Here is a 20,960-nt window from a genome sequence, read left to right on the forward strand (position 1 = left end):
TCTCCGTCACCCCTGATGACGGTCGGTCACACAGAACCGTAAGCGCACGTCCGGACAGGGGCGCGCGCAACGCGCCCGCGCCGGTCTCCGCGGCGGAGGCCCGAACCTCCGACAAGGCGGGCCGAGACGGGTCCCCGGCGCGCCGCCGCGGACCACCGCTCACGGTAGGGAGACTTGAGGATCCGCTCGGCGCCGCACGCGGGACCGGCTCCCCGGAGCAGGCCCGCGACGCCGGCCCGCTGGCCACCGCCTCCTACGCATCCATCCGCACGACCTCCATCCCGGTTCCTCTTCCACCGCACTGACGGAAGCCGGGCGGCGCATGTGACCGGCCCTGTGACCGGAACTCAGGCCGAAACCGTGACCGGAGCCGTCCCGCGGGGCGCATCGTCCTGCTGCCGGTCCGTCGCGGTCACAGGACTTTCACAACCTCCGCGGGTCGTGACGAGGGGGGCGGGGCACCCGGAAGGTGCCGTCAGCAGAGAGGGATCCTGCTGTGATCACCGTCGCCGTACTGCTGCTCCCCGTGCTCAGCATCCTGCTCTACGGGCTCGCCCAGGTCGAGGACCGATGGGTCCTGCGACCTCCGGTGGCCCGGCACGCCAGGCCCCACCGGCACCGCCGCATGAGGGTGGGCCGTCACTGATCCGCCGGAGGCTGGACCTTGGCGCCCGCCGCCCGGCCCTCGCCCGCATCGGCGCACCGCCGGTAGCGCACGATCGCCCTGCCGAGCTCGGTCCGCTGCGGTTCCGGCAGCACCCCGCCCTGGGCGTAGTCCAGAATGTGCTCCGCGACCGCCCGCAGCTTGGTGTTGGTGCGCTGGGAGACGTCCCGCAGCGCACGCCAGGCCTCGTCCGGGGCGATCCGCCCGAGGACGACCAGGGCCCCGATGGCCTGGTCGATCACCGCGTGCGACGCCACGGCGCGCCGCAACTGTTCGTTCTCGGTCAGCAGCCGCTCGTACCCCACGGCGAGGTCCGTGGACGACAGCAGGGCCAGCGGCTGGCGCGGAGAGAGCGCGAAGAAGGCCATGAAGCACCTTTGCGTGGTCTGGGGCGTCACTGGTGCACCTGCCCTCGACGGGCGCCGGCACACTCATCGAACCTGCGGTGCACAACACCGTCACGCGGCACGTACCGCGCCACGCGGCCGGGCATGTGTGCGCCGGCCGCGGTTCGCGCGCCGCGCCACCACGCGAATCTCAGCCCTCCCGGCCCGAGCCGCCGCCGCGCTCGGCGATCTCGGTCGCCCGGCCCACCGGCAGCAGGTCACGGATGTCCGCGGGCAGCGCGCCGGCCATCCGCTCGGTCAGCTCGGGGGCGAGCGCGGCGTCCAGCACCTCCAGTACGGCGGCGGCCTCCCGCAGGGCGGTGTTCTCGTCGGTGCCCGCCCGGTCGGCGACACGTCCGGCGAAGACGGTCAGCCCGAACCGCTCGCCCGACGCGCCGGCGTCCGCCCCGGCCGCCGCATCCGTCGCCTCCCGCATCGCCGCCGCCATGTCGGGCGGCAGCTGCGCGGCCACGTGCCGGGCCAGTCCGGACGGCAGCCGCTCCGACAGTGTGCTCACGACGGCGTGCGCGGCCCGTTCGGCCGAGCCCCGGTCCGGGAGCTGGGCCAGCGCCTGCACCTTTCCGATCATCTCGTCGTGCCGCATGGGGCCGGTCCCTTCCTCACGACGTTCTGACGGCGTGGTACGTCCCTCGACGCGGGCGAGGCGCCGGCCTCGGCCCGGCCGGCGGCGCCGTCACCGGCACCGGCCAGGCCCTCCCGCGGCGCTCGCCGAGTACCCGGTCGCCGCCGCCGGTACCCCGCCCGGGGAGTCGGGGAGTCGCCGTGCCGTCCCGGGGTAGGCGAGGGCGGCGGACGGCCGAACGACCCGGACGCGGGCGGACGGACTCGCGAGGTGGGGATGCCGGAAGCGGGGCTCGCGGCGCCGCTGTGGGACGTGCACAACGGCCAGGGGCTGCGGCAGCTGGCCGAGCTGGGGCTGGCGCTGCTGCTGTCCAGCCTGATCGGCTGGGAGCGCGCGGCGCAGCAGAAGAGCGCCGGACTGCGCACGCACCCGCTGGTCGGTATCGCCGGCGCGCTGATGATGGAGGTGTCCCAGTACGGGTTCACCGCGGTGCTCGGACTGCAGAACGTCTCCTTCGACCCCTCCCGCGTCGCGGCGCAGATCGTCTCCGGGATCGGCTTCACCGGCGGCGGCCTGATCTTCGTACGACGCGACGCCGTACGGGGCCTGACGACGGCCGCCACCATCTGGCTGACCTGCGCGGTCGGCATGGCCTGCGGCGGCGGGCTGCCCGTTCTCGCGCTGGCGGTGACCGCTCTGCACTTCCTCGTGGTGCGCGGTTGTCCGACCTTCACCTCGAGGTGGATACCCGGCACGGCCGCGACCACCTTCGAGGCGCGCCTCACCTACCGGGGGCGCTGGTGTCGGAGCCGTTCCGGGACGAAGGCGTGCTCGACGTCGAGGTGAACGCGGCGACGGACGACGAACAAGGGGCCGCGGGGATCGCTCAGCGGTTGGTTCGCGGGCCGGTCAGCGGGTTCGCTCGCGGGTGCGCTCAGCCCTCGGTCGTCTGCTGCGTCCACGTCCAGGCGTACTGCAGCCAGTCGGCGACCGTCACGGCGCCGAGGCCTGCGCAGACCAGGCGGGTGAGCCGGGGTGCGGCCGCGTAGGAGCACACCAGGGCGCCGGAGGTCCAGGCGGACGTGCAGAACGGGCAGCACAGCAGGTCGCCCACGGCCCGCCGGATGCCGTCGCCGCGCGGTTCGTCGATGACTTCGCTCGCCTCACCCGCGTCCACGCGGCGGGTGAACGGCGCCCGCAGAAAGCTCGTGATCTTGTCCCGCGTCAGCAGCCTGGACGTCTTGTACGCCGCCGCCCCCAGCAGCAGCACGTCCCACGGCGGCACCTCCTGCGGCACCTGCACACCCCGGCGCCGGGCCAGCAGCGCGAAAGCCCCGGCACCGGCCGCGAAGACGGAGGCGAGGGCCGCATACCCGACCAGGGGGACGTCCCCTTGGTCGTCGTACTGAACGGCGTCCGTCGTCATGCCCAGACCTCCAGTGGGTGCGTTGCCGTGGCACGCAACGAGTTCCCCGGGCCTGCTGGGTGACACGCACGTGCGCACCCTCGGGCCGGCGACGGTGGGGGCGGTGGTCGCCGGGCCGTGTGGGGCGAGGGGCTGGCGGTGCAGTGGCGGTGTGTGGTGCCGGTGGGCGGTGCGGGTGGGGGAGTGGGACCTGAGCTGGGTGGCGCTCCGGCGGGCGGGGCGAGGGGGCGTGGTGCACTGGCGGGGCGGTCCTGGGGCGGATGCCGCGGGCGGAGCGACGGTGGGCAGAAGGGAGTCGGGGAGGTGAGGTGGGTGCTGGGGCGGAGCGGCAGTGGAAGGGGGCGTTGCCGGCGACAGAGCGGCCGTAGAGGGGCGTGCTGGGGCGGAATGGCGGTGGAGGGGGAGCGTTGCCGGCGACGGAGAGGCCGTAAGGGGGCGTGGGGGAATGGGCCGTGGGATGGGCGGAGGGCCGGGGGCGGGCGGATGGTGGAGTGGGCGTGGGCGATGCCACATATGACCTGGTTCGCACCCCCTCCCTGCAGGCCTGCCCGGAGGCTACCGTTGCGGGGAGTCCCTGTTCCCTCTGTGTCCCGGACGGCCCGGCTGTGCCCACTGATCTGTCCCCCCTCATCGCCGCGACGGCGCGCTGGCTGACGGTCTCCTATCCGCCCAGCGGCGGGGCGCTGGCCTCCGCCCTGTGCGAGGCACAGGCCCGGCAGGCCGTGTCCGTCGCCGCGTGGCTGCGCTACCCGACCGACATCGACGCCGGCCTCGTCACCATGGCCGGGCCCGGCGGCGCCGCCCGGCTCGACTGGATAACCGGTGCCGAACCGGCGGGCGAGGACGGCCGGGACGACGACTGGGCCTGGCGGACCTGGGTGGACGAGGTCGTGGCCAGCTGGGCGGCCGCGCTGCTCACCGATCCCGAGCTGGCCGCACTGGCCGTCGCCGCACTCGCCGACGGCGAGCACGCCTCGGACGCCACGGTCGAGTTCCGGCGTCTGCTCGCGCCCGAGGACGCCGACCGGCGTGCCGCCGCGCTGCTGCGTCACCCCGACCTTCTCGCACCCGTGTCCGAACTCCACCACGACCAGCTTCTGGACCGGCTCGGGCCGGGCCGCGCCCTCGCCGCCTGACCCCACGACTGCCCGGCCCGTCCGGACTGTCCGACCGGCCGCCCCCGCCTCGCCACAGGTCGTGCGGCCGCCGCCTGCGCCGGCGCTGTCCGGTCTGTCCCTGTCCGGCCGTCCGATCGGCCGCCCCGGGCTCGCCGCTTGACGCAACCGGTCTCCTGCCGCTTGACGCAACCGTCGCCCGGTTCGCTCGGACCGTCTGGCCCGCAGGGTCGTGCGCGCGCCGCCCGAGCCAGCGCTGTCCGGTCAGTCCCCGCCCGGCGGGTTGTGTCCGCGTCGCCCGGTGCAACCGGTGCAGCGGCTGCCCGGCCCGTCCGGTCTGTCCGGACAGTGGGTGCTGCCCGGCCCGCGGGCGGTGTCCGCGCAGCCTGCCCCGCGGGGCCGTGCCCTCGCCGCCTGACTCAGCGGGTGTCCGGTCCGTCCGACGCGCCGGGCCGCGCCATCGGCCCCTGACCGCAGCTGCTGCTTCTTCCACTTGCCCCGTCCGATCCGCCGGGCCGCGCCCTCGCCCCCGACGGCAAGGGCTGCGCGTTCCGCCCGGGCCGCCCGACCCGTCCGCCCCGCGCCCTCACCGCCCGATCGCAACGGCCGCCCGATCGCGGCATCCGCCCGGCACACCCCTCCGGCACACCCGCCCTACCGGCACACCCGCGCCTCCGGCGGATCCGACCCGTCGTTCCCGCCACCCGCCCGTACCGTCCGCCCTTCCGGCACACCCGCCCCTCCGGCACCTCCCACCCTCCGGTGGCGCCGACCCGCCGGAGCGGCCCGTGTCGTATGCCGTCGCAGGGGTACTGCGGAGCTGAGCCGGGGGCCGTTCGGTGACCGCGGATGGAGTCGGGATGCGGCAGGCGGGAGAAGGCGATGCGCGCGCAAGGCGACGAGACACCGGCGGCGGGCAGCGCCGGTGGCGTGCCGACCCGTCCGGCCCAGGACATCGGCGAACCGGCCCGCAAGGAGATGCGCACCCTCGGCGCGGTCCTGCCGGAGCGCACGGTCTCGGGCGTACGGAGCTGCGCGTACGCCACCGTGGCCGTCGGTCTCGGCCCGGCGGCGCGGGACCGGGTCAGGGTCGCCGTATGACCGCCCGGCGGCGGTCGGCAAGCCGGCTTCGCCGGCCGGCGGGGAGGGGGCGGGCATGACGTTCAAGAATCCCGTGCACCGCGGCGGGCCGCGCCGTGGCCGGTTCGACCAGTTCGCGGAGTACGCCTCCAACTTCACCAGCTCCCCGGTCTTCTTCCTCTTCTGCCTGCTCCTCGTCGGCTTCTTCGTCGCCGCACACGTGGCCCATCTGCGGCTCGAACTGCTGCTGCTCGCGGGGGAGTCCATGACCGCCGTCACCCTGCTGCTCCTCGCCCTGCTGAAGAATGCCGAGGTGCGGGCCGAGCACGCGATCCAGCGCAAGCTCGACGCGATCGCCGGGGCACTGCTGGAGGCCCACGCCGACGACCGGAGTCAGGCGTTCGAAGATCTGCGCAATGCGATCCGGATGGAGGAAGAGACCTGACACAGGCGGTCAATCGGCGCGGCGGTTCTTCACGGCGCCCCGTTCAGGGTCGACCATGCCGTGTCATGGACATTTTGCTCGTCGCCAGCGCGTTCAACAGCCTCACGCAGCGCGTGTACGCCGAACTGTCGGATCTCGGGCACCGCGTGGACGTCGTGCTCGCCTCCCACGGCGCCGACGCCGTCCGAGCCGCCCTGCACGAGCTGCGGCCGGAACTGGTCGTGGCGCCGATGCTCAAGTCGGCCATCCCCGAAGACGTGTGGCGGGACCACACCTGCCTGATCGTGCATCCCGGACCGCCCGGCGACCGCGGCCCGTCCTCGCTCGACTGGGCCGTCGCCGATCGCGCGACCCACTGGGGCGTGACGGTCCTGCAGGCCGAGGCGGCGATGGACGCGGGCCCGATCTGGGCGGCGGAGCCGTTCCCGGTACCGCCCGTCGGCAAGAGCGACCTGTACCGCAACGAGGTCTCCGACGCCGCCGTCACCGCCGTCCTCACCGCCGTACGGCGCTACGCGGAAGGCTCCTACAAGCCCCGCCCGCAGAGCGACAAGTCCATCGGCGTCGTGTGGCGCGACGCCTTCCGGCAGGAGCGGCGCCGCATCGACTGGGAGCAGGACGACACGGAGACGGTCCTGCGCAAGCTCCGCGGCGCCGACTCCCAGCCGGGCGTCCTGGACGGGCTCCTCGGCCGGGAGGTCTTCCTGCACGGCGGTCACCCCGAGGACGGGCTGCGCGGCCGCCCCGGCGAACTGCTCGCCCGACGGGCGGGCGCCGTCTGCCGGGCCACCCGGGACGGCGCCGTGTGGATCCCGGAGCTCCGCCCCCGCAAGAACTCCGGCGACCCGTCGCCCTTCCGCCGGCCGGCCGCCTCGGTGCTCGCCGCCTGGGAGCCCTCCCTCGAACTCCCCGAGGCCCCCGTCCCGCTGAACCTGCCGCCCGGCCGGGTCACCTGGACCGACATCCGCTACCGGCAGCGCGGCGACGTCGGCTTCCTGACCTTCTCCTTCCCGGGCGGCGCGATGAGCACCGACCAGTGCCGCCGGCTGCTCGCCGCCTACGAACACGCCCTCTCCCACCCCACCCGCGTCCTCGTGCTCGGTGGAGTGCGCGACTTCTTCTCCAACGGCATCCACCTGAACGTCATCGAGGCGGCCCCCGACCCGGCCGAGGAGTCGTGGATCAACCTGAACGCCATGGACGACCTGGTCGAGGCGGTGCTGCGCACCACCGACCGGCTGGTCGTGGCCGCACTCGCCGGCAACGCGGCAGCCGGCGGCGCCATGCTCGCCCTCGCCGCGGACCAGGTGTGGTGCCGTGCCGGCGCCGTCCTCAATCCGCACTACCGGCGCATGGGCCTGTACGGTTCGGAGTTCTGGACGTACACCCTGCCGCGCCGCGTCGGAGCGGAGTACGCACGGCGGCTGACCACCGAGGCCCTGCCCGTCAGCGCCGTGAGCGCCGAGCGGACCGGACTCGTGGACCGGCTCGTCCCGGCCGCGACCGCCGACTTCCCCGGAGAGGTCGAGCGGCTGGCGGCCGAACTGGCCGCCGACCCCGGCCTGGAGCAGCGGATCGCCACCAAGGCCGCCACCCTGGCCGCGGACGAACGCGAACGCCCCCTGGCCGCGTACCGCGAGGCCGAACTGGCCCGCATGCACGCCGTCTTCTTCGACCCCGAGGCCCCGTACCACGCCCTGCGTTCCGCCTTCGTCCGCAAGGCCCCGGCGGGCTCGCCCCGGCCGCTGACCGCGCCCGCGGGAAACCTCCGTTGACGCCGCGTCTGCTGGTGGCCGGTGTCGGCAACATCTTCCTCGCCGACGACGCGTTCGGCCCGGAGGTGATCCGAGCCCTGGAGGACCGCCCGCTGCCGTCCGGGGTACGGGTGCACGACTACGGCATCCGTGGCATGGACCTCGCCTACAGCCTGCTGGACGGCTATGCCACCGCCGTCCTGGTCGACACCGCGCGGCGGGGCCACCGCCCCGGCACCCTCAGCCTGATCGAGGCCGAACCGCCCGCGGGCACGGCCGTGCCCGAGGCCCATGGCATGGACCCGGCGAAGGTGATGGCTCTGGCCGCGCACCTCGGCGAGGAGCCGTTGCCCCGGGTCCTCGTCCTGGCCTGCGAACCCGAGGTGCTGCCGGCCGGCGACGAGGACCTGCTGCCGGGGCTCAGCGCACCGGTCCGGGAAGCCGTCGGCCGGGCCGTGGACGCGCTGCACACGCTGATCCCGGTTCTGCTCGCCGATCCCGCGTCGCCCGCACCCCCATTGGGCCGCCCGATGGAATCCGGCCCCCCACACCCGGCTGCGCTGCCGGGCACGGCGGCCGACTGAGCGGAAGATCGTGGGGCCCGGGCCGCGGCGAAGCGGTCCGGGCCCCACCGCCGCCGCATCCGAGGAGCAGCGCCCATGTGCCGGTCCGACGTCAAGCAGGCCGTCCTGGCGAAGAACGACGAGCTGGCCGCGGATCTGCGCGGCGACCTCGCCCGGCAGGGGGTGTCCGTCGTCAACCTGCTGTCCAGCCCCGGCAGCGGAAAGACCGAACTCCTCGGCCGGGTCCTGGCGCGCGCGATGGAGCGGGGTGTGCCCGTGGCCGCGCTGACCGCGGACCTGGCCACGGAGAACGACGCCGTCCGGCTGGCCCGTTCCGGCGCCCCGGTCCAGCAGGTGCTGACCGACGGGCTGTGCCACCTGGAGGCCCGTCAGGTGCGGGCCCGGCTGGCCGGCTGGCTGCCCGCGGACACCGCGGTGCTCTTCGTGGAGAACGTCGGCAATCTCGTCTGCCCGGCCGCCTACGACCTCGGTGAGACCCTGCGGGTCGTGCTGATGGCGGTCACCGAGGGCGAGGACAAGCCGCTGAAGTACCCGAGCGCGTTCGGCTCCGCCCACCTGGTCGTCGTCACCAAGACCGACCTCGCCGAGGCGGCCGGCTTCGACGAGTCCGCCTTCGTGGAGAACGTCCACCGGGTCAATCCCGGGGTGGAGATCGTACGGTCCTGCGCCCGCACCGGCGCCGGTGTCGGCACCGTCCTGGACCGCGTCCTGGCCGCCCGGGACGGCGCCCGGCACCAGCCGCCCCTCGCCCCGCATCCGCACGGCCACCACCACGGCGCGCCCACCACCGTCGCATGACGGCCCCCGCCACCGGCCTGGTACGCCGCAGGCTCACCGTCCGCGGCACCGTGCAGGGCGTCGGCTTCCGGCCGTACGTGCACCGACTGGCCGCCGGCCTGGGCCTGTCGGGGTTCGTCGGCAACACCGGCGACGGTGTGATCGTCGAGGTCGAGGGCCCGGCGGCGGGGGTCGAACGCTTCTGTGCGGAGCTGGCCGAGCAGCCGCCGCCGCTGGCGACCGTGAGCGGCATCGCGGGCGAGGACCTGCCCGCCACCGGTGACACCGGGCCCTTTGCGATCCGCTCGACGGAGCGGGCCGGCGGCCGCACCCAGCTTCCGCCCGACACCGCCACCTGCGCCGACTGCCTGCGCGAACTCGCCGACCCGGCCGACCGCCGGCACCGGCACCCGTTCGTCACCTGCACCCATTGCGGCCCCCGCTTCACCATCGCCACCGGGATGCCGTACGACCGCGTGGCCACCACCATGTCCGGCTTCCCGATGTGCCCCTCGTGTGCCCGCGAGTACGGCGACCCCGCCGACCGGCGCTTCCACGCCCAGCCGGTCGCCTGTCCCGGCTGCGGCCCGCGGCTCACCCTGGTCCCGGGCCTCGGCGGCCTCCGCCCGGCCCGGGACGCGAACGCCCTGGCCACGGCACGGGCGCTGCTGGCCGCAGGGCGGATCGTGGCCGTCAAGGGGGTCGGCGGCTACCACCTGGCCTGCGACGCCACCGACGAGCGGGCCGTGGCCGCCCTGCGTGACCGCAAGGAACGCGGCGGCAAGGCCTTCGCGGTGATGTGCGCCGACCTCGCCACCGCCGAGCGGATCGCCGTCGTCTCCGCCGCCGAACGGGCCGCGCTGTCCAGCCCCCGGCGGCCCATCGTCCTGCTGCGCAGGCGCACCCCGGCGGACGGCCTCCGCCTGGCCGGTCAGGTCTGCCCGGGCAGCCCGCACGTGGGCGTGATGCTGCCCTACACCCCCGTGCACACCCTGCTTTTCGGGCTGCCCGGGGATCCGCCCGGCCCCCGGGTCCTGGTGATGACGAGCGGCAACCGCTCCGGCGAACCCATCGTCACCGACGACGCCGAGGCCCTGACCCGCCTCACCGGCCTCGCCGACGCCTGGCTCGCCCACGACCGGCCCGTCGCCTCGCCGTGCGACGACTCCCTGCTGCGGGTTCGCCCGGACGGCACCGAACAGGTCCTCAGGCGCTCCCGCGGCTATGTCCCGCGCCCGCTGAGGCTGCCGGTTCCGGTACCGCCCGTGCTCGCGGTCGGCGGCGACCTGAAGAACGTGCCGTGCCTGGGCGAGGGCGAGAACGCCTGGTTCGGGCCGCACATCGGCGACATGGGCGAGCTGGCCACGCTCGAGGCGGCCCGGCGGGCCGAACGGCATCTCACCCACCTGACCGGAGTCGTCCCGCAACTGGTGGCCGCCGACCGGCATCCGGGCTACCACTCGACCGGCTGGGCCCGCCGCCGCGCCGCTCAGCTGCCGCGGGGCGAACCGCGGCTGGTCCAGCACCACCATGCCCACATCGCCTCCGCGATGGCCGAACACGGTCTGGACGGCACCACCCCGGTGATCGGCGTCGCCTTCGACGGCACCGGATACGGCGACGACGGCACCGTGTGGGGCGGGGAGATCCTGCTCGCCGACTACTCCGGTCACCGCCGCTTCGCTCATCTCACCCCCGCCCCGCTGCCCGGCGGGGACGCGGGCGTGGTCAACCCGTGCCGGCTGGCGCTGGCCAGACTGTGGGCGGCAGGGCTGGACTGGGAGCCGGACCTGCCCAGCCTGCGGGCCTGCCCGGAGGCGGAACGTGCCGTCCTGCGGCAGCAGTTGGACCGGCAGGTGGCCTGTGTGCCGACATCCAGCATGGGCCGCCTGTTCGACGCGGTGTCGTCCCTGGCCGGCGTATGTCACCGGGCGGGATACGAGGCGCAGGCCGCGATGGAGCTGGAGGCGACGGCGGCGCAGGCGCGGGACGCGGACACGGTGGCGTACCCCTTCGGCCTCGCCCGCCACGGGGAGATCGACCCCGCGCCCATGCTGCGCGCACTGCTGGCGGACCGGCGTCGCGGCACCCCCGCACCGGTCCTCGCCATCCGCTTCCACCGGGGCGTCGCCCGGGCCGTCGCGGGCATCTGCCGGCGCGCGCGCTCGGCGACCGGTCTGACCACCGTCGCCCTCAGCGGAGGTGTCTTCGCCAACGGCCTGCTGGAGGAGGAGTGCACCGCGCTGCTGGCCACGGACGGCTTCACGGTCCTCCGGCACGGCGAAGTCCCCCCGAACGACGGAGGGTTGGCGCTCGGCCAGCTCATGGTCGCGGGAACAGCAACCAACCACGAGACGGAGTGACCCATGTGTCTGGCAGTGCCCGGCAAGGTCGTGTCCATCGACCGGAGCGCCGACCCCCTGACCGGCCTGATCGACTTCGGCGGAGTGCACAAACAGGCATGCCTCGAGTACGTGCCCGATGTGCGGGTGGGGGAGTACGTCATCGTCCACGTCGGGTTCGCCCTGCAGCGGCTGGACGAGGAGTCGGCCCGGGCGTCCCTGGAGCTGTTCGAGGAACTGGGGCTGCTGGAAGAGGAGTTCGGGGACGCCTGGGAGCAGGCGGCCCGGCAGGAGAGCGGGAGCGAGGCCCGGTGAAGTACATCGACGAGTTCAACGATCCGGGACTGGCGCGCCGTCTGCTGGACGAGATCCACGCCACGGTCACCCGCCCCTGGGCCCTGATGGAGGTGTGCGGCGGCCAGACCCACTCCATCATCCGGCACGGCATCGACCAGCTGCTGCCGGAGAAGGTCGAGTTGATCCACGGCCCCGGCTGCCCGGTGTGCGTCACGCCGCTCGACGTCATCGACAAGGCCCTGGAGATCGCCGCCCGCCCTGAAGTGATCTTCTGTTCCTTCGGCGACATGCTGCGCGTGCCCGGCACCGACCGGGACCTGTTCCGGGTCAAGGGCGAGGGCGGTGACGTACGCGTCGTGTACTCGCCGCTGGACGCGCTCGACCTCGCCCGCAAGAACCCGGACCGGCAGGTGGTGTTCTTCGCCATCGGCTTCGAGACGACCGCCCCGGCCAACGCCATGGCCGTCCACCAGGCCCGCCGTCTGGGCCTCGGCAACTTCAGTCTGCTGGTCTCCCACGTACGGGTCCCACCCGCGATCGAAGCGATCATGGCGGCCCCCGAATGCCGGGTGCAGGGCTTCCTCGCCGCCGGACACGTGTGCAGCGTGATGGGCACCGCCGAGTACCCGGAGCTGGCCGAGAAGCACCGCGTACCGATCGTCGTCACCGGCTTCGAACCGCTGGACATCCTCGAGGGCGTCCGGCGCGCCGTCCACCAGCTGGAGCGCGGCGAGCACCGGATCGAGAACGCCTACCCCCGGGCGGTGCGCGAGCAGGGCAACCCGGCGGCCCTGCGCATGCTGGAGGAGGTCTTCGAGGTCACCGACCGCAACTGGCGCGGCATCGGCCGCATCCCCGCGAGCGGCTGGCGGCTGTCCGACGCCTACCGGGCCCACGACGCCGAGCACCGCTTCGACGTCAGCGGCATCCGCACCGAGGAGCCCGCCGTGTGCCGGGCCGGCGAGGTGCTCCAGGGACTGATCAAACCGACCGAGTGCGAGGCGTTCGGCACGACCTGCACCCCGCGCACCCCGCTCGGCGCCACCATGGTCTCCAGCGAGGGCGCCTGCGCCGCCTACTACCTGTACCGCCGTATGAACGCCCCGGCACCGCGGGGATCGCGCATCCCGCAGGAGGAGATGAACTCCGTTGGCTGACCTCGCCACCGAAGCGGCCGAAGCCGACGGGACGGCCGTCGACCCCGCGAACTGGACCTGTCCCGCCCCGCTGCGCGACCAGCCGGTCGTCGTCATGGGCCACGGCGGAGGAGGCGCCCTGTCCGCCGAGCTCGTCGAGCAGGTCTTCGCCCCCGCCTACGGCAACCCCACCCTGGCCGCCCTCACCGACTCGGCCGTCCTCGACCTGGGCGGCGCCCGGCTGGCCTTCTCCACCGACTCCTACGTCGTACGGCCGCTGTTCTTCCCCGGCGGCAGCCTGGGCGACCTCGCCGTCAACGGCACGGTGAACGACCTGGCGATGAGCGGCGCCCGTCCCGCCTACCTCTCCACGGCGTTCGTCCTGGAGGAGGGCGTGGAACTGGACGTCGTCGGCCGCATCGCGCGCGCCATCGGCGCCGCGGCCGGGACCGCGGGCGTCACCGTGGCCACCGGCGACACCAAGGTGGTCGAGTCCGGACACGGCGACGGCGTCTACGTCACCACCGCCGGCGTCGGTCTCGTACCGGACGGAGTCGACCTCCGCCCGCAGCGCGCCCGGCCGGGCGACGCCGTCATCGTCAGCGGCCCGATCGGGCTGCACGGCGTGGCCATCATGAGCGTGCGCGAGGGCCTGGAGTTCGGCGTGGAGATCGCCTCCGACACCGCGCCCCTGGCGGACCTCGTGGCGGCCATGCTGACCGTCACCAGGGACATCCACGTGCTGCGCGACCCGACCCGCGGCGGGCTCGGCGCGTCCCTGAACGAGATCGCCCGTGCCTCCGGCACCGGCGTCCGGCTGCACGAGCGGGCCATCCCGGTCCCGGAGGAGGTCCAGAACGCCTGCGGCTTCCTCGGCCTGGACCCGCTCTACGTCGCCAACGAGGGCCGGCTCGTCGCCTTCGTCCCGCCGGAGCACGCCGAGGCGGTCCTGGCGGCGATGCGGGCACATCCGCAGGGCGGCGGTGCGGCTCTGATCGGCGAGTGCGTGGCGGACCACCCGGGCCTGGTCGTCGTCGCCACCGGACTCGGTGGCACACGGGTGGTGGACCTGCCGCTCGGCGAGCAGCTGCCGCGCATCTGCTGAGCGGATACGGACCATGAGCGGCCCCGCCGGCACGGCGGGGCCGCTCAGGTCACGACACCGGTGATCTCCAGTTCCCGCCCGCTCCGCAGCTCCCGCGAGGGCCGGTCGCAGCGCGGGCACCAGAAGAACGGCGGCATGCCGACCGCGAACTCCTCGGCGCACTCCCCGCACCAGGCCCAGGCGGGCACCTCCTCGACCACGAGCCGGGCCGCCGCGAGCGGCGTACCGTCACGGGCCACCTCGAAGGCGAAGTGCAGAGCGTCCGGTACCACTCCGGCCAGCTCTCCGACGCGGACGGTCACCGACGAGACACCGTCGGCGCCGTCCGCCCGGGCGATCTCCCCGGCCTGCTCCACGATCGCGGTCGCGATCGACAGCTCGTGCACGCGGGCCTCACGGGTAGCGGTGGCCCGCGCGCAGGCCCCCGGTCATCCGGTAGATCCGCAACTCGCGTACGATGCCCGGGAGTTCCCTGACGAAAAGGGTCGCGACCAGGCTGCCGACCACCGCGGCCTGGGCCGCTAGCAGCTGACGCCCCGACAACCTCGTTCGCGCGGTCCTTCTGCGTCTCATGCTCATGTTCATGACGGCCACTTTCCGCTCCCTCATCCCGGTGAGATGTTCGGCATGTCCTGCACCAGGGCGTCATGCCGTTTCCAGTGGACACCGGTGGAGCGGCGCGCGTCGGAGCTGCCGTCCTTGTGGTGTCCGGGCTGCTGCTTGTACGGGCCTTTGTTCCCCTGGTGCAGTCCGCGTACATGGCTGAGCATGTCGGGCTTCGCCTGGGGGCGCCCCACTCGGATGCTGCCCATCTCGATCTCCTTCCGGGCTGTCACGACCGTTCGGTCAGCCCCTTGAAGAACTGTTCTACGGCCGGCCAGACCCGGCCGCCACCGGAGAGCCCCCGCCACTCGCGGCGGACCAGGGCGATCATCCGGTAGCAGTCGTCGACCGGCACGATCCAGTGTTCGTCGAGGCCCCGCACGGTGTTCACCAGCAGCGCCTCGACGTCGGGCGTCATGGAGGCGAGTTGCGCAACCGTGGCGGCGAGCCGCTGCCAGGCCGCCGCGTCCACCTCCCACCGCATGGCGCCCGCCGGGCTCGGCCCCTGCGCGGTGACCGTGCCGTCGGCGCGCGGCACGAAGAACACCAGCCCCACCGGCACGCCCAGAACGGCGGTGTCGACCGCCGGCAGCCGCAGCCTGCGCCGGGGCACGAGACGGTAACGGCCCTCACCGGCCCCGTCGTCGGCGAACAGCACCGAGCACGGGCCGCACACACACCGCACTTCGTCGGCACCGGTGTCGTACAGGTGGGGGTGCTCCACGGCGACGCGGGCGGCGCACAGCTCGCAGACCTCGGCCTCGGTCCGTGCCGCGCGGTCGGCGGCGGAGCGGATCACCCGGGCGAGTGCTCCGTCCACGCTCACCGCGCCTCCTGGGGCGCGGCCCGGCGCCTGATCGTGTTCAGCGGCACGAAGGCGGGCGCCGCTCTGCGTCCGGCGGTGTCCGGCAGCGTCTCCACGGCGGTCAGCTCCGGAGCGACGGCGAGCACCGCGCCGCGGACCGCTTCGACGACGTCGGACGTGCCGCCGCCGCACCCGGATCCGCAGCCGCCGCCGGTGCTCAGCCGCACCCGGGCCACCTGCCCGTCGACACCGGCCCACTCCAGGTCGCCGCCGCGCTCACGCACCGCCGGCCGCAGCTTCTCGACCGCCCGGGCGGCCCGCCGCTCGGGCGGCTCCGGGTGGATGTCGTGCAGCACCAGCAGATGAGCGAGCAGCTCGTCCTCGGCGAACCGTTCCAGCAGTGGCTCCGGCGCGTGGTCCAGCACCCGGGCGAGAGCCTCGCCGTACACCTCGGTCAGCAGCCGTACCGCCTCCAGCGCCGGGCCGGGCGTGGTCTCCAGCCCGGCCAGCACCTCGTCGAGCCGGGCCAGCCGCGCCTCCACCGCCGGGTCCGGCAGCCGTTCGGCGGCCTCAGCCATGGTTGGCTCCGTACGTCGGCGAGTGCATGGTGGTGAGGGTCTTGCCCTTGCCCATGTACATGTGCACACCGCACGGCAGACAGGGGTCGAAGCTGCGGACGGTGCGCATGATGTCGACGCCCTTGAATTCGTCCGGCCCGTTCTCCTCGAAGATCGGCTGGCCCTGGACGGCGTCCTCGTACGGACCCGGGGTGCCGTAGATGTCGCGCGGGCTGGCGTTCCACGGGGTGGGCGGGTACGGGTGGTAGTTGGCGATCTTCTTGTCCCGGATCACCAGGTGGTGGGAGAGGACACCACGCACCGCCTCGTGGAAGCCGCAGCCGATCGACTCGTCCGGCACCTCGAAGTTCTCGTACACCTTCGTGTCGCCGTTCCTGAGCATCCCCATGGCCTCCTCCAGGAACTGCAGGGCCATGGCGGCGGCGTAGGCGATGAAGTACGGCCGGGCGCGGTCCCGTTCGAGGGTGTTGCTCCACTGCGGCGGGCGCCACTCCAGGGTGGTCTCGGGCAGCTTCTCGCCCTTGGGCAGCGTGATGCGGATGCCGCCGCCGATCGTCTTGACGTAGGGCGTGTCGACCAGGCCGCTCAGCGCGGTCGACCAGAGCCGGGCCAGCGGGCCGCCGCCGGTGTCGAGCGCGAGGTGCTCGCCGGTGTCCGGGTGGTGCCAGCGCGGGCTCATCACCCAGCTGTAGTTGCCCTCGAAGTCCCGCTTCTGCGGCACCGGGACGGTCGTCTGGTTCCACGGGTGGCGCATGTCGACGGGGTTGCCGAGCGGGTCGTGGGTGACGAACGGCCGCTCGTTCGCCCAGTCCTCGTAGTAGGAGCTGCCCAGCATGATGCGCAGGCCGAGGTTGATGTCGACGAGGTTGTTGGTGACCAGCTTGCCGTCCACGATGACGCCCGGGGTGACGTACATCGCCTTGCCCCACTCGTTCATCGTCGCGTAGCGGTAGTCGACGACGTCCGGGTTCTGGAAGGCTCCCCAGCAGCCCAGCAGGATGCGCCGCTTGCCGACCTCCTCGTAGCCCGGCAGGGCCTCGTAGAAGAAGTCGAACACGTCGTCGTTCATCGCCACCGCCTTCTTGATGAAGTCGATGACGCGCATCAGGCGGCTGAGGTAGTCGGTGAAGGTGTTCGGCTGCGGCATGGTGCCGACACCGCCGGGGTACAGCGTGGAGGGGTGCACGTGCCGCCCCTCCATGAGGCAGAACATCTCCCGGGTGATCCGGCTGACCTTCAGCGCCTCCTTGTAGACCTCGCCCTCGAAGGGGTTGAAGGCCTTCATGATGTCGGCGACCGTGCGGTATCCGTGCACGTCACCGCGGGGGGCGTCGGTGGTCTGAGCACGCGCCAGCACACCGGGGTTGGTGGCCTTGACCATCGCCTCGCAGAAGTCCACGAAGACCAGGTTGTCCTGGAAGATCGTGTGGTCGAAGATGTACTCCGCCGCCTCGCCGAGGTTGGTGATGTGCTCGGCCAGCTTCGGCGGTTTGACGCCGTAGGCCATCTGCTGGGCGTAGTTGGAGCAGGTGGTGTGGTTGTCGCCGCAGATCCCGCAGATGCGTGAGGTGATGAACCCCGCGTCGCGCGGGTCCTTCCCCTTCATGAACACCGAATAGCCGCGGAAGAGCGACGAGGTGCTGTGGCACTCGACGACTTCCCGGTTGGCGAAGTCGATCTTCGTGTAGATGCCCAGGTTGCCGATGATCCTGGTGATGGGATCCCAGGACATGTCGACGATCTGCGCGGGTTTGCGCTCGGTGGGCCGGGACTCGGTGGTGGTCATCTGCGCTACTGCCCCTCGCTGTTCGGGTCGGGCGGATCGGTGGGGGAGTGGGGAACGACGGCGCTACGCGCGCCAGTGCGGGTCGTAACCGCTGGTCAGCTTGCGCTTGTTGTGGCGCCACTTGGGCTCGTGGTTGACCATGTCGTTGGTCAGACCGCGCAGCCGGCGCACGACCGCCCCGTACGGCCTGATCACCATCGACGACAGCGTGCCGCCCGGAGGTTCGTCCATGAACGGCATGAAGGCGTCGGGGAAGCTCGGCATGGTGCAGCCGATGCAGATACCGCCGACGTTCGGGCAGCCGCCGATGCCGGCCATCCAGCCGCGCTTGGGCACGTTGCAGTTGACGACCGGGCCCCAGCAGCCGACCTTCACCTGGCACTTGGGGGAGCTGTAGTCCTTCGCGAAGTCGGCCTGCTCGTAGTACGCCGCCCGGTCGCAGCCCTCGTGCACGGTCTTGCCGAACAGCCACTGCGGACGCAGCATGTGGTCCAGCGGCGGCGGCGGAGCAGCTCCGGCCGCGTGCTGCAGCACCCAGACCAGGGTCTCCATGAAGTTCTCCGGCTGGATCGGACAGCCGGGCACATTGACGATGGGCAGACCCGAGCGCGCCTTGAACTCCCAGCCGAGGTAGTCCGCGAGGCCCATGCAGCCGGTCGGGTTGCCGGCCATGGCGTGGATGCCGCCGAACGTGGCACAGGTCCCGGCCGCCACCACCGCCCAGGCCTTGGGCGCAAGCTGGTCGATCCACCAGTTCAGGGTCTGCGGCTCGCCGGTCTCCGGGTCGTTGCCGAAGGAGGTCCAGTAGCCGTCGCCCTCGATGATGTTCTGGTTCGGGATCGAGCCCTCGATGACGAGGATGAACGGCTCCAGCTCGCCCCGTGCCGCCGCACGGTAGGGGGCGAGGAAGTCCTCGCCGCCCAGGCTGGGGGACAGCACCTTGTTGACGAGGTTGACCTTCGGCAGGCCCGGGATGAGGCCGAGCACCACGTCCTCGATGGACGGCTGGCCGGCGGCGGTGAGCGAGACGGTGTCGCCGTCGCAGCTCATGCCCTCCGAGATCCAGAGGATGGTGATCTCGTCGAAGCCGTTCCGCGCCTCGGCCCGGCCGGGCTCGCCGCGGACTTCGGTGGTACCGCTCTGTGTGGTCATGTCTGCGGCCTCCGTTGCAGCCGGTCTCGGAGCAGGTCATGGGGCGCGGCCGGCGAGGCCGCGAGGGCCGGGGCGAAACGCCCGGCCGGGGCGTTCGGGTGCGGGCGGGCGGATGCTCCCTGCCGCGCCCGGCCCACGAGCGGGTCCACGCTTGCGCGTCGCCGCTCGCCGGAGGCCGCCGTGGCCCGCTCCCGGAACCGCCGTGCGGCCGTCCGGTGACCGTGCGTGGGCTGCACCTCAAGGGCGTCCATCGGACCGTCCCTCCTCCGGCACGTCGGCCGGTCGTTCGGGGGGCCGCGGGGACTGCGGCCGGGATGGGGGGACCGGGCCGGGGGCGTCGGCAGGGCCGAGCGGTTCGACCTCGTCCGGCCGGAAGTAGTGGAAACGGCCGTACCAGCCGTGCAGTTCGGCGGCCGGGTCGTCGTCGACGGTGACCGCCAGGTGGATGCTGCCGTCCACGTCGTGGAAGAGCGCGGAGACCCGTGCGGTCCGTCCTGCCAGGAACATGTCCTGCGCGTCGGCGCCCCGGCGCCGCGGGCGCAGCCGCACCCGGCTTCCGCCGCCGACGGCCACACCGTCCACGAGCACCGTGTCGGTCGTCGGGGACAGCCCGTCGTCGCCGCCCTCCTGCCACCAGGCGGGCCGTTCGGCGGGCGGGGCCACGGGGGTCAGGGAACGGATCGCGCCGTGCAGTCGCTCGAACACCTCGCGGGGCATGGTGTCCACCCGGTCGACGATCCGCGCGGCGCGTGGATCGGTGGCCCGGGCCTCGGCCTTCTCCTCGTCGGTCAGCAGCATGGTGCGCAGCGTGAGGATCTCGTCGATCTCCGCCGCGTCGTGCAGATCGCCCGGGCTCTCCGGCGCCACCCGGGGCCAGTCGGGCAGGATGATCGGAGCGGAGAGCATGACGGCCCCGGTCGAGCCCTGCTGGGGCGCGCCGCCGAGGACAGGGAACGTGAACGCGTTGCGGCAGCCCCTCGCCTGCTCCGCCAGGGCGCGGGGCGGATCGATCAGGGACACGAACTCCACGCCGTCCCCGCCGACGAGGGTGTGCGTGGCGATCAGCGCCTGCCGCAGCGCCTCGTTGCGCGAGGCCCGCGCATCCGCAGCCTCGCCGGTGTTCTCGGTGCGCACCCGCAGCCGGTACAGCTGCGGCGCCAGCGGCTCCGCCACCACGGTCGTGACGGCCCGCACCTCACGGCGCCGCCGTACCGCCCGGCCGGCACCGTCCGGCAGCGGCTCGGTCTCCGTGCCGGCCGCCGACGCCACGGCGGCCGTACGACCGCCGCACACCAGCTCCCGCAGCGGCAGCACCAGCTCGGTCTCGCGCGGCACCGCCTCCTCGAACGACAGCTGGGTGACACCGTCGGCCGTGCGCAGCGACTCGACCGGGCGGTACCGCCCGTCCTCGCAGACCGCCTCGACCTGCTTGTCCTGCATCTGCAGGTACCGCACCCGCACCCGTACGACAGCGTTGTCCCCGTGTGCTTGCAGCAGGCACTCGGTCTGCTGGTACCACGAGTCGGCGGAGCCGGAGACCCCGGGCGTGACCGGACCGTCGCGTTCCACCCAGTGTCGGGGGAGCAGGACGCCGAACTGCCAGCGGACCCGGTTCTTGGCCGAGGACCGGCGGTACGGGTAGAGCAGGTACCCCTCGTAGAGAACGGCGTCCGCCACGGCCCCGATCTGTTCGAAGGCGTCGACGGGCCGGGCGTACGGCGCATCGGCGCCGCGGCCGTCCAGTACGGCCGCGGGCGCCGCTCCGCCCTCGCCGGTTCCCTCGGACATGCCGCCTCCTCATCGCCGGTCTTCTCGCGACTTCTTCCACCACGGTCACATCCGTCACGGACCCTCGCCCCTCCGGCGGACCAGCATTGGGCCGTGCGGGGGACGAGGGGGGGCCGAGGGGCTTCACGACAGGTGCGACCGTCCCGGAGGCGGGAGGCGGGAGGCCGGGGGCCGGGGGCCGGGGGCTGGGAACCGGGAGCTGGAGGAGGCCGGGGGCCGGAGGCCGGGGACGGTGGAACCCTGGGCCCGGTCCGCGCTCGGAGCCGGGCGACCGGCGGGCGGGCCCCTTACGGCTGCCGATCCAGGACCACCAGGGCCGGCCGTCGCTGAGGCCGCCTAGGCCACCGAGGCCGGCCGTGGACATGGCGGGGCGGGGCGCGACGGAGCGGCGGAGGGCGGCCACAGCTCCGCCGCCGCGCGGCGCACCGTCGAACTCCCCGCGGACACGGCCTGCTTGGTGGACAGGCCGAACGGCGGGGGACCGCCACCCCCGCCGCCGCCGACCCGGCCGGCCGCGGCCGGTCCCCATCCGCACCGAGTGCGCCTGCACGACC

Annotated in this window: 23 protein-coding genes; 12 read left to right on the top strand and 11 right to left on the bottom strand. The window is 73.5% G+C overall.

The window, feature by feature from the left end:
- The first annotated feature begins 496 nt into the window (after positions 1 to 496).
- Positions 497 to 646: a hypothetical protein gene (locus ABZ919_RS36855; protein WP_361257103.1), complete on the top strand. Its 150-nt coding sequence runs from the start codon at positions 497 to 499 to the stop codon at positions 644 to 646.
- Here the strand turns inward: ABZ919_RS36855 and ABZ919_RS36860 are convergent.
- Both ABZ919_RS36860 and ABZ919_RS36865 read right to left on the bottom strand, forming a co-directional pair.
- Positions 640 to 1,032 (bottom strand): ANTAR domain-containing protein, encoded by a 393-nt coding sequence (locus ABZ919_RS36860; RefSeq protein ID WP_361257106.1) that lies wholly within the window; start codon positions 1,030 to 1,032, stop codon positions 640 to 642. The genes ABZ919_RS36855 and ABZ919_RS36860 overlap by 7 nt on opposite strands.
- Positions 1,033 to 1,201: 169 nt before the next feature.
- Positions 1,202 to 1,654, bottom strand: coding sequence for a DUF2267 domain-containing protein (locus ABZ919_RS36865; RefSeq protein ID WP_361257109.1), 453 nt, complete (start codon positions 1,652 to 1,654; stop codon positions 1,202 to 1,204).
- 255 nt (positions 1,655 to 1,909) lie between these two features.
- On the opposite strand from ABZ919_RS36865, the gene ABZ919_RS36870 reads away from it, so the two are divergent.
- Complete coding sequence (locus tag ABZ919_RS36870) at positions 1,910 to 2,479, top strand: MgtC/SapB family protein (protein WP_361257113.1); 570 nt, start codon at positions 1,910 to 1,912, stop codon at positions 2,477 to 2,479.
- Between the two features lie 88 nt (positions 2,480 to 2,567).
- On the opposite strand, the gene ABZ919_RS36875 is transcribed toward ABZ919_RS36870, so the two are convergent.
- Positions 2,568 to 3,059, bottom strand: coding sequence for a DUF1360 domain-containing protein (locus ABZ919_RS36875; RefSeq protein ID WP_361257115.1), 492 nt, complete (start codon positions 3,057 to 3,059; stop codon positions 2,568 to 2,570).
- Between the two features lie 605 nt (positions 3,060 to 3,664).
- On the opposite strand from ABZ919_RS36875, the gene ABZ919_RS36880 reads away from it, so the two are divergent.
- The 10 genes from ABZ919_RS36880 to hypE all read left to right on the top strand — a co-directional run bounded on the left by ABZ919_RS36880 (position 3,665) and on the right by hypE (position 13,694).
- A complete protein-coding gene (locus tag ABZ919_RS36880; RefSeq protein WP_361257117.1) occupies positions 3,665 to 4,195 on the top strand; it encodes a hypothetical protein in 531 nt (176 codons plus the stop codon).
- An 861-nt stretch (positions 4,196 to 5,056) separates the two neighbouring features.
- Positions 5,057 to 5,275, top strand: a complete 219-nt coding sequence (locus tag ABZ919_RS36885) for a hypothetical protein (protein ID WP_361257120.1) — start codon at positions 5,057 to 5,059, stop codon at positions 5,273 to 5,275.
- 55 nt (positions 5,276 to 5,330) lie between these two features.
- On the top strand, positions 5,331 to 5,699 hold the full coding sequence (locus ABZ919_RS36890) for a hypothetical protein (RefSeq protein WP_361257123.1): 369 nt from the start codon (positions 5,331 to 5,333) through the stop codon (positions 5,697 to 5,699).
- 65 nt (positions 5,700 to 5,764) lie between these two features.
- On the top strand, positions 5,765 to 7,474 hold the full coding sequence (locus ABZ919_RS36895; RefSeq protein ID WP_361257126.1) for an enoyl-CoA hydratase-related protein: 1,710 nt from the start codon (positions 5,765 to 5,767) through the stop codon (positions 7,472 to 7,474).
- A complete protein-coding gene (locus ABZ919_RS36900; protein ID WP_361257129.1) occupies positions 7,471 to 8,037 on the top strand; it encodes a hydrogenase maturation protease in 567 nt (188 codons plus the stop codon). The genes ABZ919_RS36895 and ABZ919_RS36900 overlap by 4 nt, the downstream gene beginning before the upstream one ends.
- A 75-nt stretch (positions 8,038 to 8,112) precedes the next feature.
- On the top strand, positions 8,113 to 8,835 hold the full coding sequence (hypB, locus tag ABZ919_RS36905; protein WP_361257132.1) for a hydrogenase nickel incorporation protein HypB: 723 nt from the start codon (positions 8,113 to 8,115) through the stop codon (positions 8,833 to 8,835).
- Complete coding sequence (gene hypF / locus ABZ919_RS36910; RefSeq protein WP_361257135.1) at positions 8,832 to 11,177, top strand: carbamoyltransferase HypF; 2,346 nt, start codon at positions 8,832 to 8,834, stop codon at positions 11,175 to 11,177. Before hypB ends, hypF begins: the two co-directional genes overlap by 4 nt.
- Before the next feature lie 3 nt (positions 11,178 to 11,180).
- Positions 11,181 to 11,471, top strand: a complete 291-nt coding sequence (locus ABZ919_RS36915) for a HypC/HybG/HupF family hydrogenase formation chaperone (protein WP_361257138.1) — start codon at positions 11,181 to 11,183, stop codon at positions 11,469 to 11,471.
- Entirely contained in the window at positions 11,468 to 12,610 is a 1,143-nt protein-coding gene (gene hypD / locus ABZ919_RS36920; protein WP_361257141.1) for a hydrogenase formation protein HypD, read from the top strand. The genes ABZ919_RS36915 and hypD overlap by 4 nt, the downstream gene beginning before the upstream one ends.
- 94 nt (positions 12,611 to 12,704) lie before the next feature.
- The gene (hypE, locus tag ABZ919_RS36925; RefSeq protein ID WP_361257264.1) at positions 12,705 to 13,694 is read left to right on the top strand and encodes a hydrogenase expression/formation protein HypE; all 990 of its coding nucleotides are present in this window, start codon (positions 12,705 to 12,707) and stop codon (positions 13,692 to 13,694) included.
- A gap of 44 nt (positions 13,695 to 13,738) precedes the next feature.
- Here hypE and hypA read toward each other — a convergent pair whose 3' ends face one another.
- From hypA to ABZ919_RS36965, 8 genes are all read right to left on the bottom strand, one after another.
- A complete protein-coding gene (gene hypA / locus ABZ919_RS36930; protein WP_361257144.1) occupies positions 13,739 to 14,080 on the bottom strand; it encodes a hydrogenase maturation nickel metallochaperone HypA in 342 nt (113 codons plus the stop codon).
- Positions 14,081 to 14,087: 7 nt separating this feature from the next.
- Entirely contained in the window at positions 14,088 to 14,267 is a 180-nt protein-coding gene (locus ABZ919_RS36935) for a hypothetical protein (RefSeq protein WP_361257147.1), read from the bottom strand.
- A gap of 32 nt (positions 14,268 to 14,299) precedes the next feature.
- Complete coding sequence (locus ABZ919_RS36940; protein ID WP_361257150.1) at positions 14,300 to 14,506, bottom strand: hypothetical protein; 207 nt, start codon at positions 14,504 to 14,506, stop codon at positions 14,300 to 14,302.
- A gap of 20 nt (positions 14,507 to 14,526) precedes the next feature.
- Entirely contained in the window at positions 14,527 to 15,123 is a 597-nt protein-coding gene (locus tag ABZ919_RS36945) for a DUF5947 family protein (protein WP_361257153.1), read from the bottom strand.
- On the bottom strand, positions 15,120 to 15,680 hold the full coding sequence (locus tag ABZ919_RS36950; protein WP_361257156.1) for a NifU family protein: 561 nt from the start codon (positions 15,678 to 15,680) through the stop codon (positions 15,120 to 15,122). The genes ABZ919_RS36945 and ABZ919_RS36950 overlap by 4 nt, the downstream gene beginning before the upstream one ends.
- On the bottom strand, positions 15,673 to 17,466 hold the full coding sequence (locus ABZ919_RS36955) for a nickel-dependent hydrogenase large subunit (protein WP_361257159.1): 1,794 nt from the start codon (positions 17,464 to 17,466) through the stop codon (positions 15,673 to 15,675). The genes ABZ919_RS36950 and ABZ919_RS36955 overlap by 8 nt, the downstream gene beginning before the upstream one ends.
- Before the next feature lie 63 nt (positions 17,467 to 17,529).
- Entirely contained in the window at positions 17,530 to 18,618 is a 1,089-nt protein-coding gene (locus ABZ919_RS36960; protein WP_361257162.1) for a hydrogenase expression protein HypE, read from the bottom strand.
- Between the two features lie 237 nt (positions 18,619 to 18,855).
- Positions 18,856 to 20,406 (bottom strand): hypothetical protein, encoded by a 1,551-nt coding sequence (locus tag ABZ919_RS36965; protein ID WP_361257165.1) that lies wholly within the window; start codon positions 20,404 to 20,406, stop codon positions 18,856 to 18,858.
- Positions 20,407 to 20,960 lie beyond the last annotated feature (554 nt).

This window comes from Streptomyces sp. NPDC046759, from assembly GCF_040645475.1.
Taxonomy (GTDB): Bacteria; Actinomycetota; Actinomycetes; order Streptomycetales; family Streptomycetaceae; genus Streptomyces.

What these genes read in the sequence shown, in the direction of transcription:
- ABZ919_RS36860 (WP_361257106.1), bottom strand. Translation starts at nt 1,032, where the DNA reads ATGGCCTTCTTCGCGCTCTCTCCGCGCCAGCCGCTGGCCCTGCTGTCG.
- ABZ919_RS36865 (WP_361257109.1), bottom strand. Translation starts at nt 1,654, where the DNA reads ATGCGGCACGACGAGATGATCGGAAAGGTGCAGGCGCTGGCCCAGCTC.
- ABZ919_RS36870 (WP_361257113.1), top strand. Translation starts at nt 1,910, where the DNA reads ATGCCGGAAGCGGGGCTCGCGGCGCCGCTGTGGGACGTGCACAACGGC.
- ABZ919_RS36875 (WP_361257115.1), bottom strand. Translation starts at nt 3,059, where the DNA reads ATGACGACGGACGCCGTTCAGTACGACGACCAAGGGGACGTCCCCCTG.
- ABZ919_RS36885 (WP_361257120.1), top strand. Translation starts at nt 5,057, where the DNA reads ATGCGCGCGCAAGGCGACGAGACACCGGCGGCGGGCAGCGCCGGTGGC.
- ABZ919_RS36890 (WP_361257123.1), top strand. Translation starts at nt 5,331, where the DNA reads ATGACGTTCAAGAATCCCGTGCACCGCGGCGGGCCGCGCCGTGGCCGG.
- ABZ919_RS36895 (WP_361257126.1), top strand. Translation starts at nt 5,765, where the DNA reads ATGGACATTTTGCTCGTCGCCAGCGCGTTCAACAGCCTCACGCAGCGC.
- hypB (WP_361257132.1), top strand. Translation starts at nt 8,113, where the DNA reads ATGTGCCGGTCCGACGTCAAGCAGGCCGTCCTGGCGAAGAACGACGAG.
- hypF (WP_361257135.1), top strand. Translation starts at nt 8,832, where the DNA reads ATGACGGCCCCCGCCACCGGCCTGGTACGCCGCAGGCTCACCGTCCGC.
- ABZ919_RS36915 (WP_361257138.1), top strand. Translation starts at nt 11,181, where the DNA reads ATGTGTCTGGCAGTGCCCGGCAAGGTCGTGTCCATCGACCGGAGCGCC.
- hypE (WP_361257264.1), top strand. Translation starts at nt 12,705, where the DNA reads ATGGGCCACGGCGGAGGAGGCGCCCTGTCCGCCGAGCTCGTCGAGCAG.
- ABZ919_RS36935 (WP_361257147.1), bottom strand. Translation starts at nt 14,267, where the DNA reads ATGAGACGCAGAAGGACCGCGCGAACGAGGTTGTCGGGGCGTCAGCTG.
- ABZ919_RS36940 (WP_361257150.1), bottom strand. Translation starts at nt 14,506, where the DNA reads ATGGGCAGCATCCGAGTGGGGCGCCCCCAGGCGAAGCCCGACATGCTC.
- ABZ919_RS36950 (WP_361257156.1), bottom strand. Translation starts at nt 15,680, where the DNA reads ATGGCTGAGGCCGCCGAACGGCTGCCGGACCCGGCGGTGGAGGCGCGG.
- ABZ919_RS36955 (WP_361257159.1), bottom strand. Translation starts at nt 17,466, where the DNA reads ATGACCACCACCGAGTCCCGGCCCACCGAGCGCAAACCCGCGCAGATC.
- ABZ919_RS36960 (WP_361257162.1), bottom strand. Translation starts at nt 18,618, where the DNA reads ATGACCACACAGAGCGGTACCACCGAAGTCCGCGGCGAGCCCGGCCGG.
- ABZ919_RS36965 (WP_361257165.1), bottom strand. Translation starts at nt 20,406, where the DNA reads ATGTCCGAGGGAACCGGCGAGGGCGGAGCGGCGCCCGCGGCCGTACTG.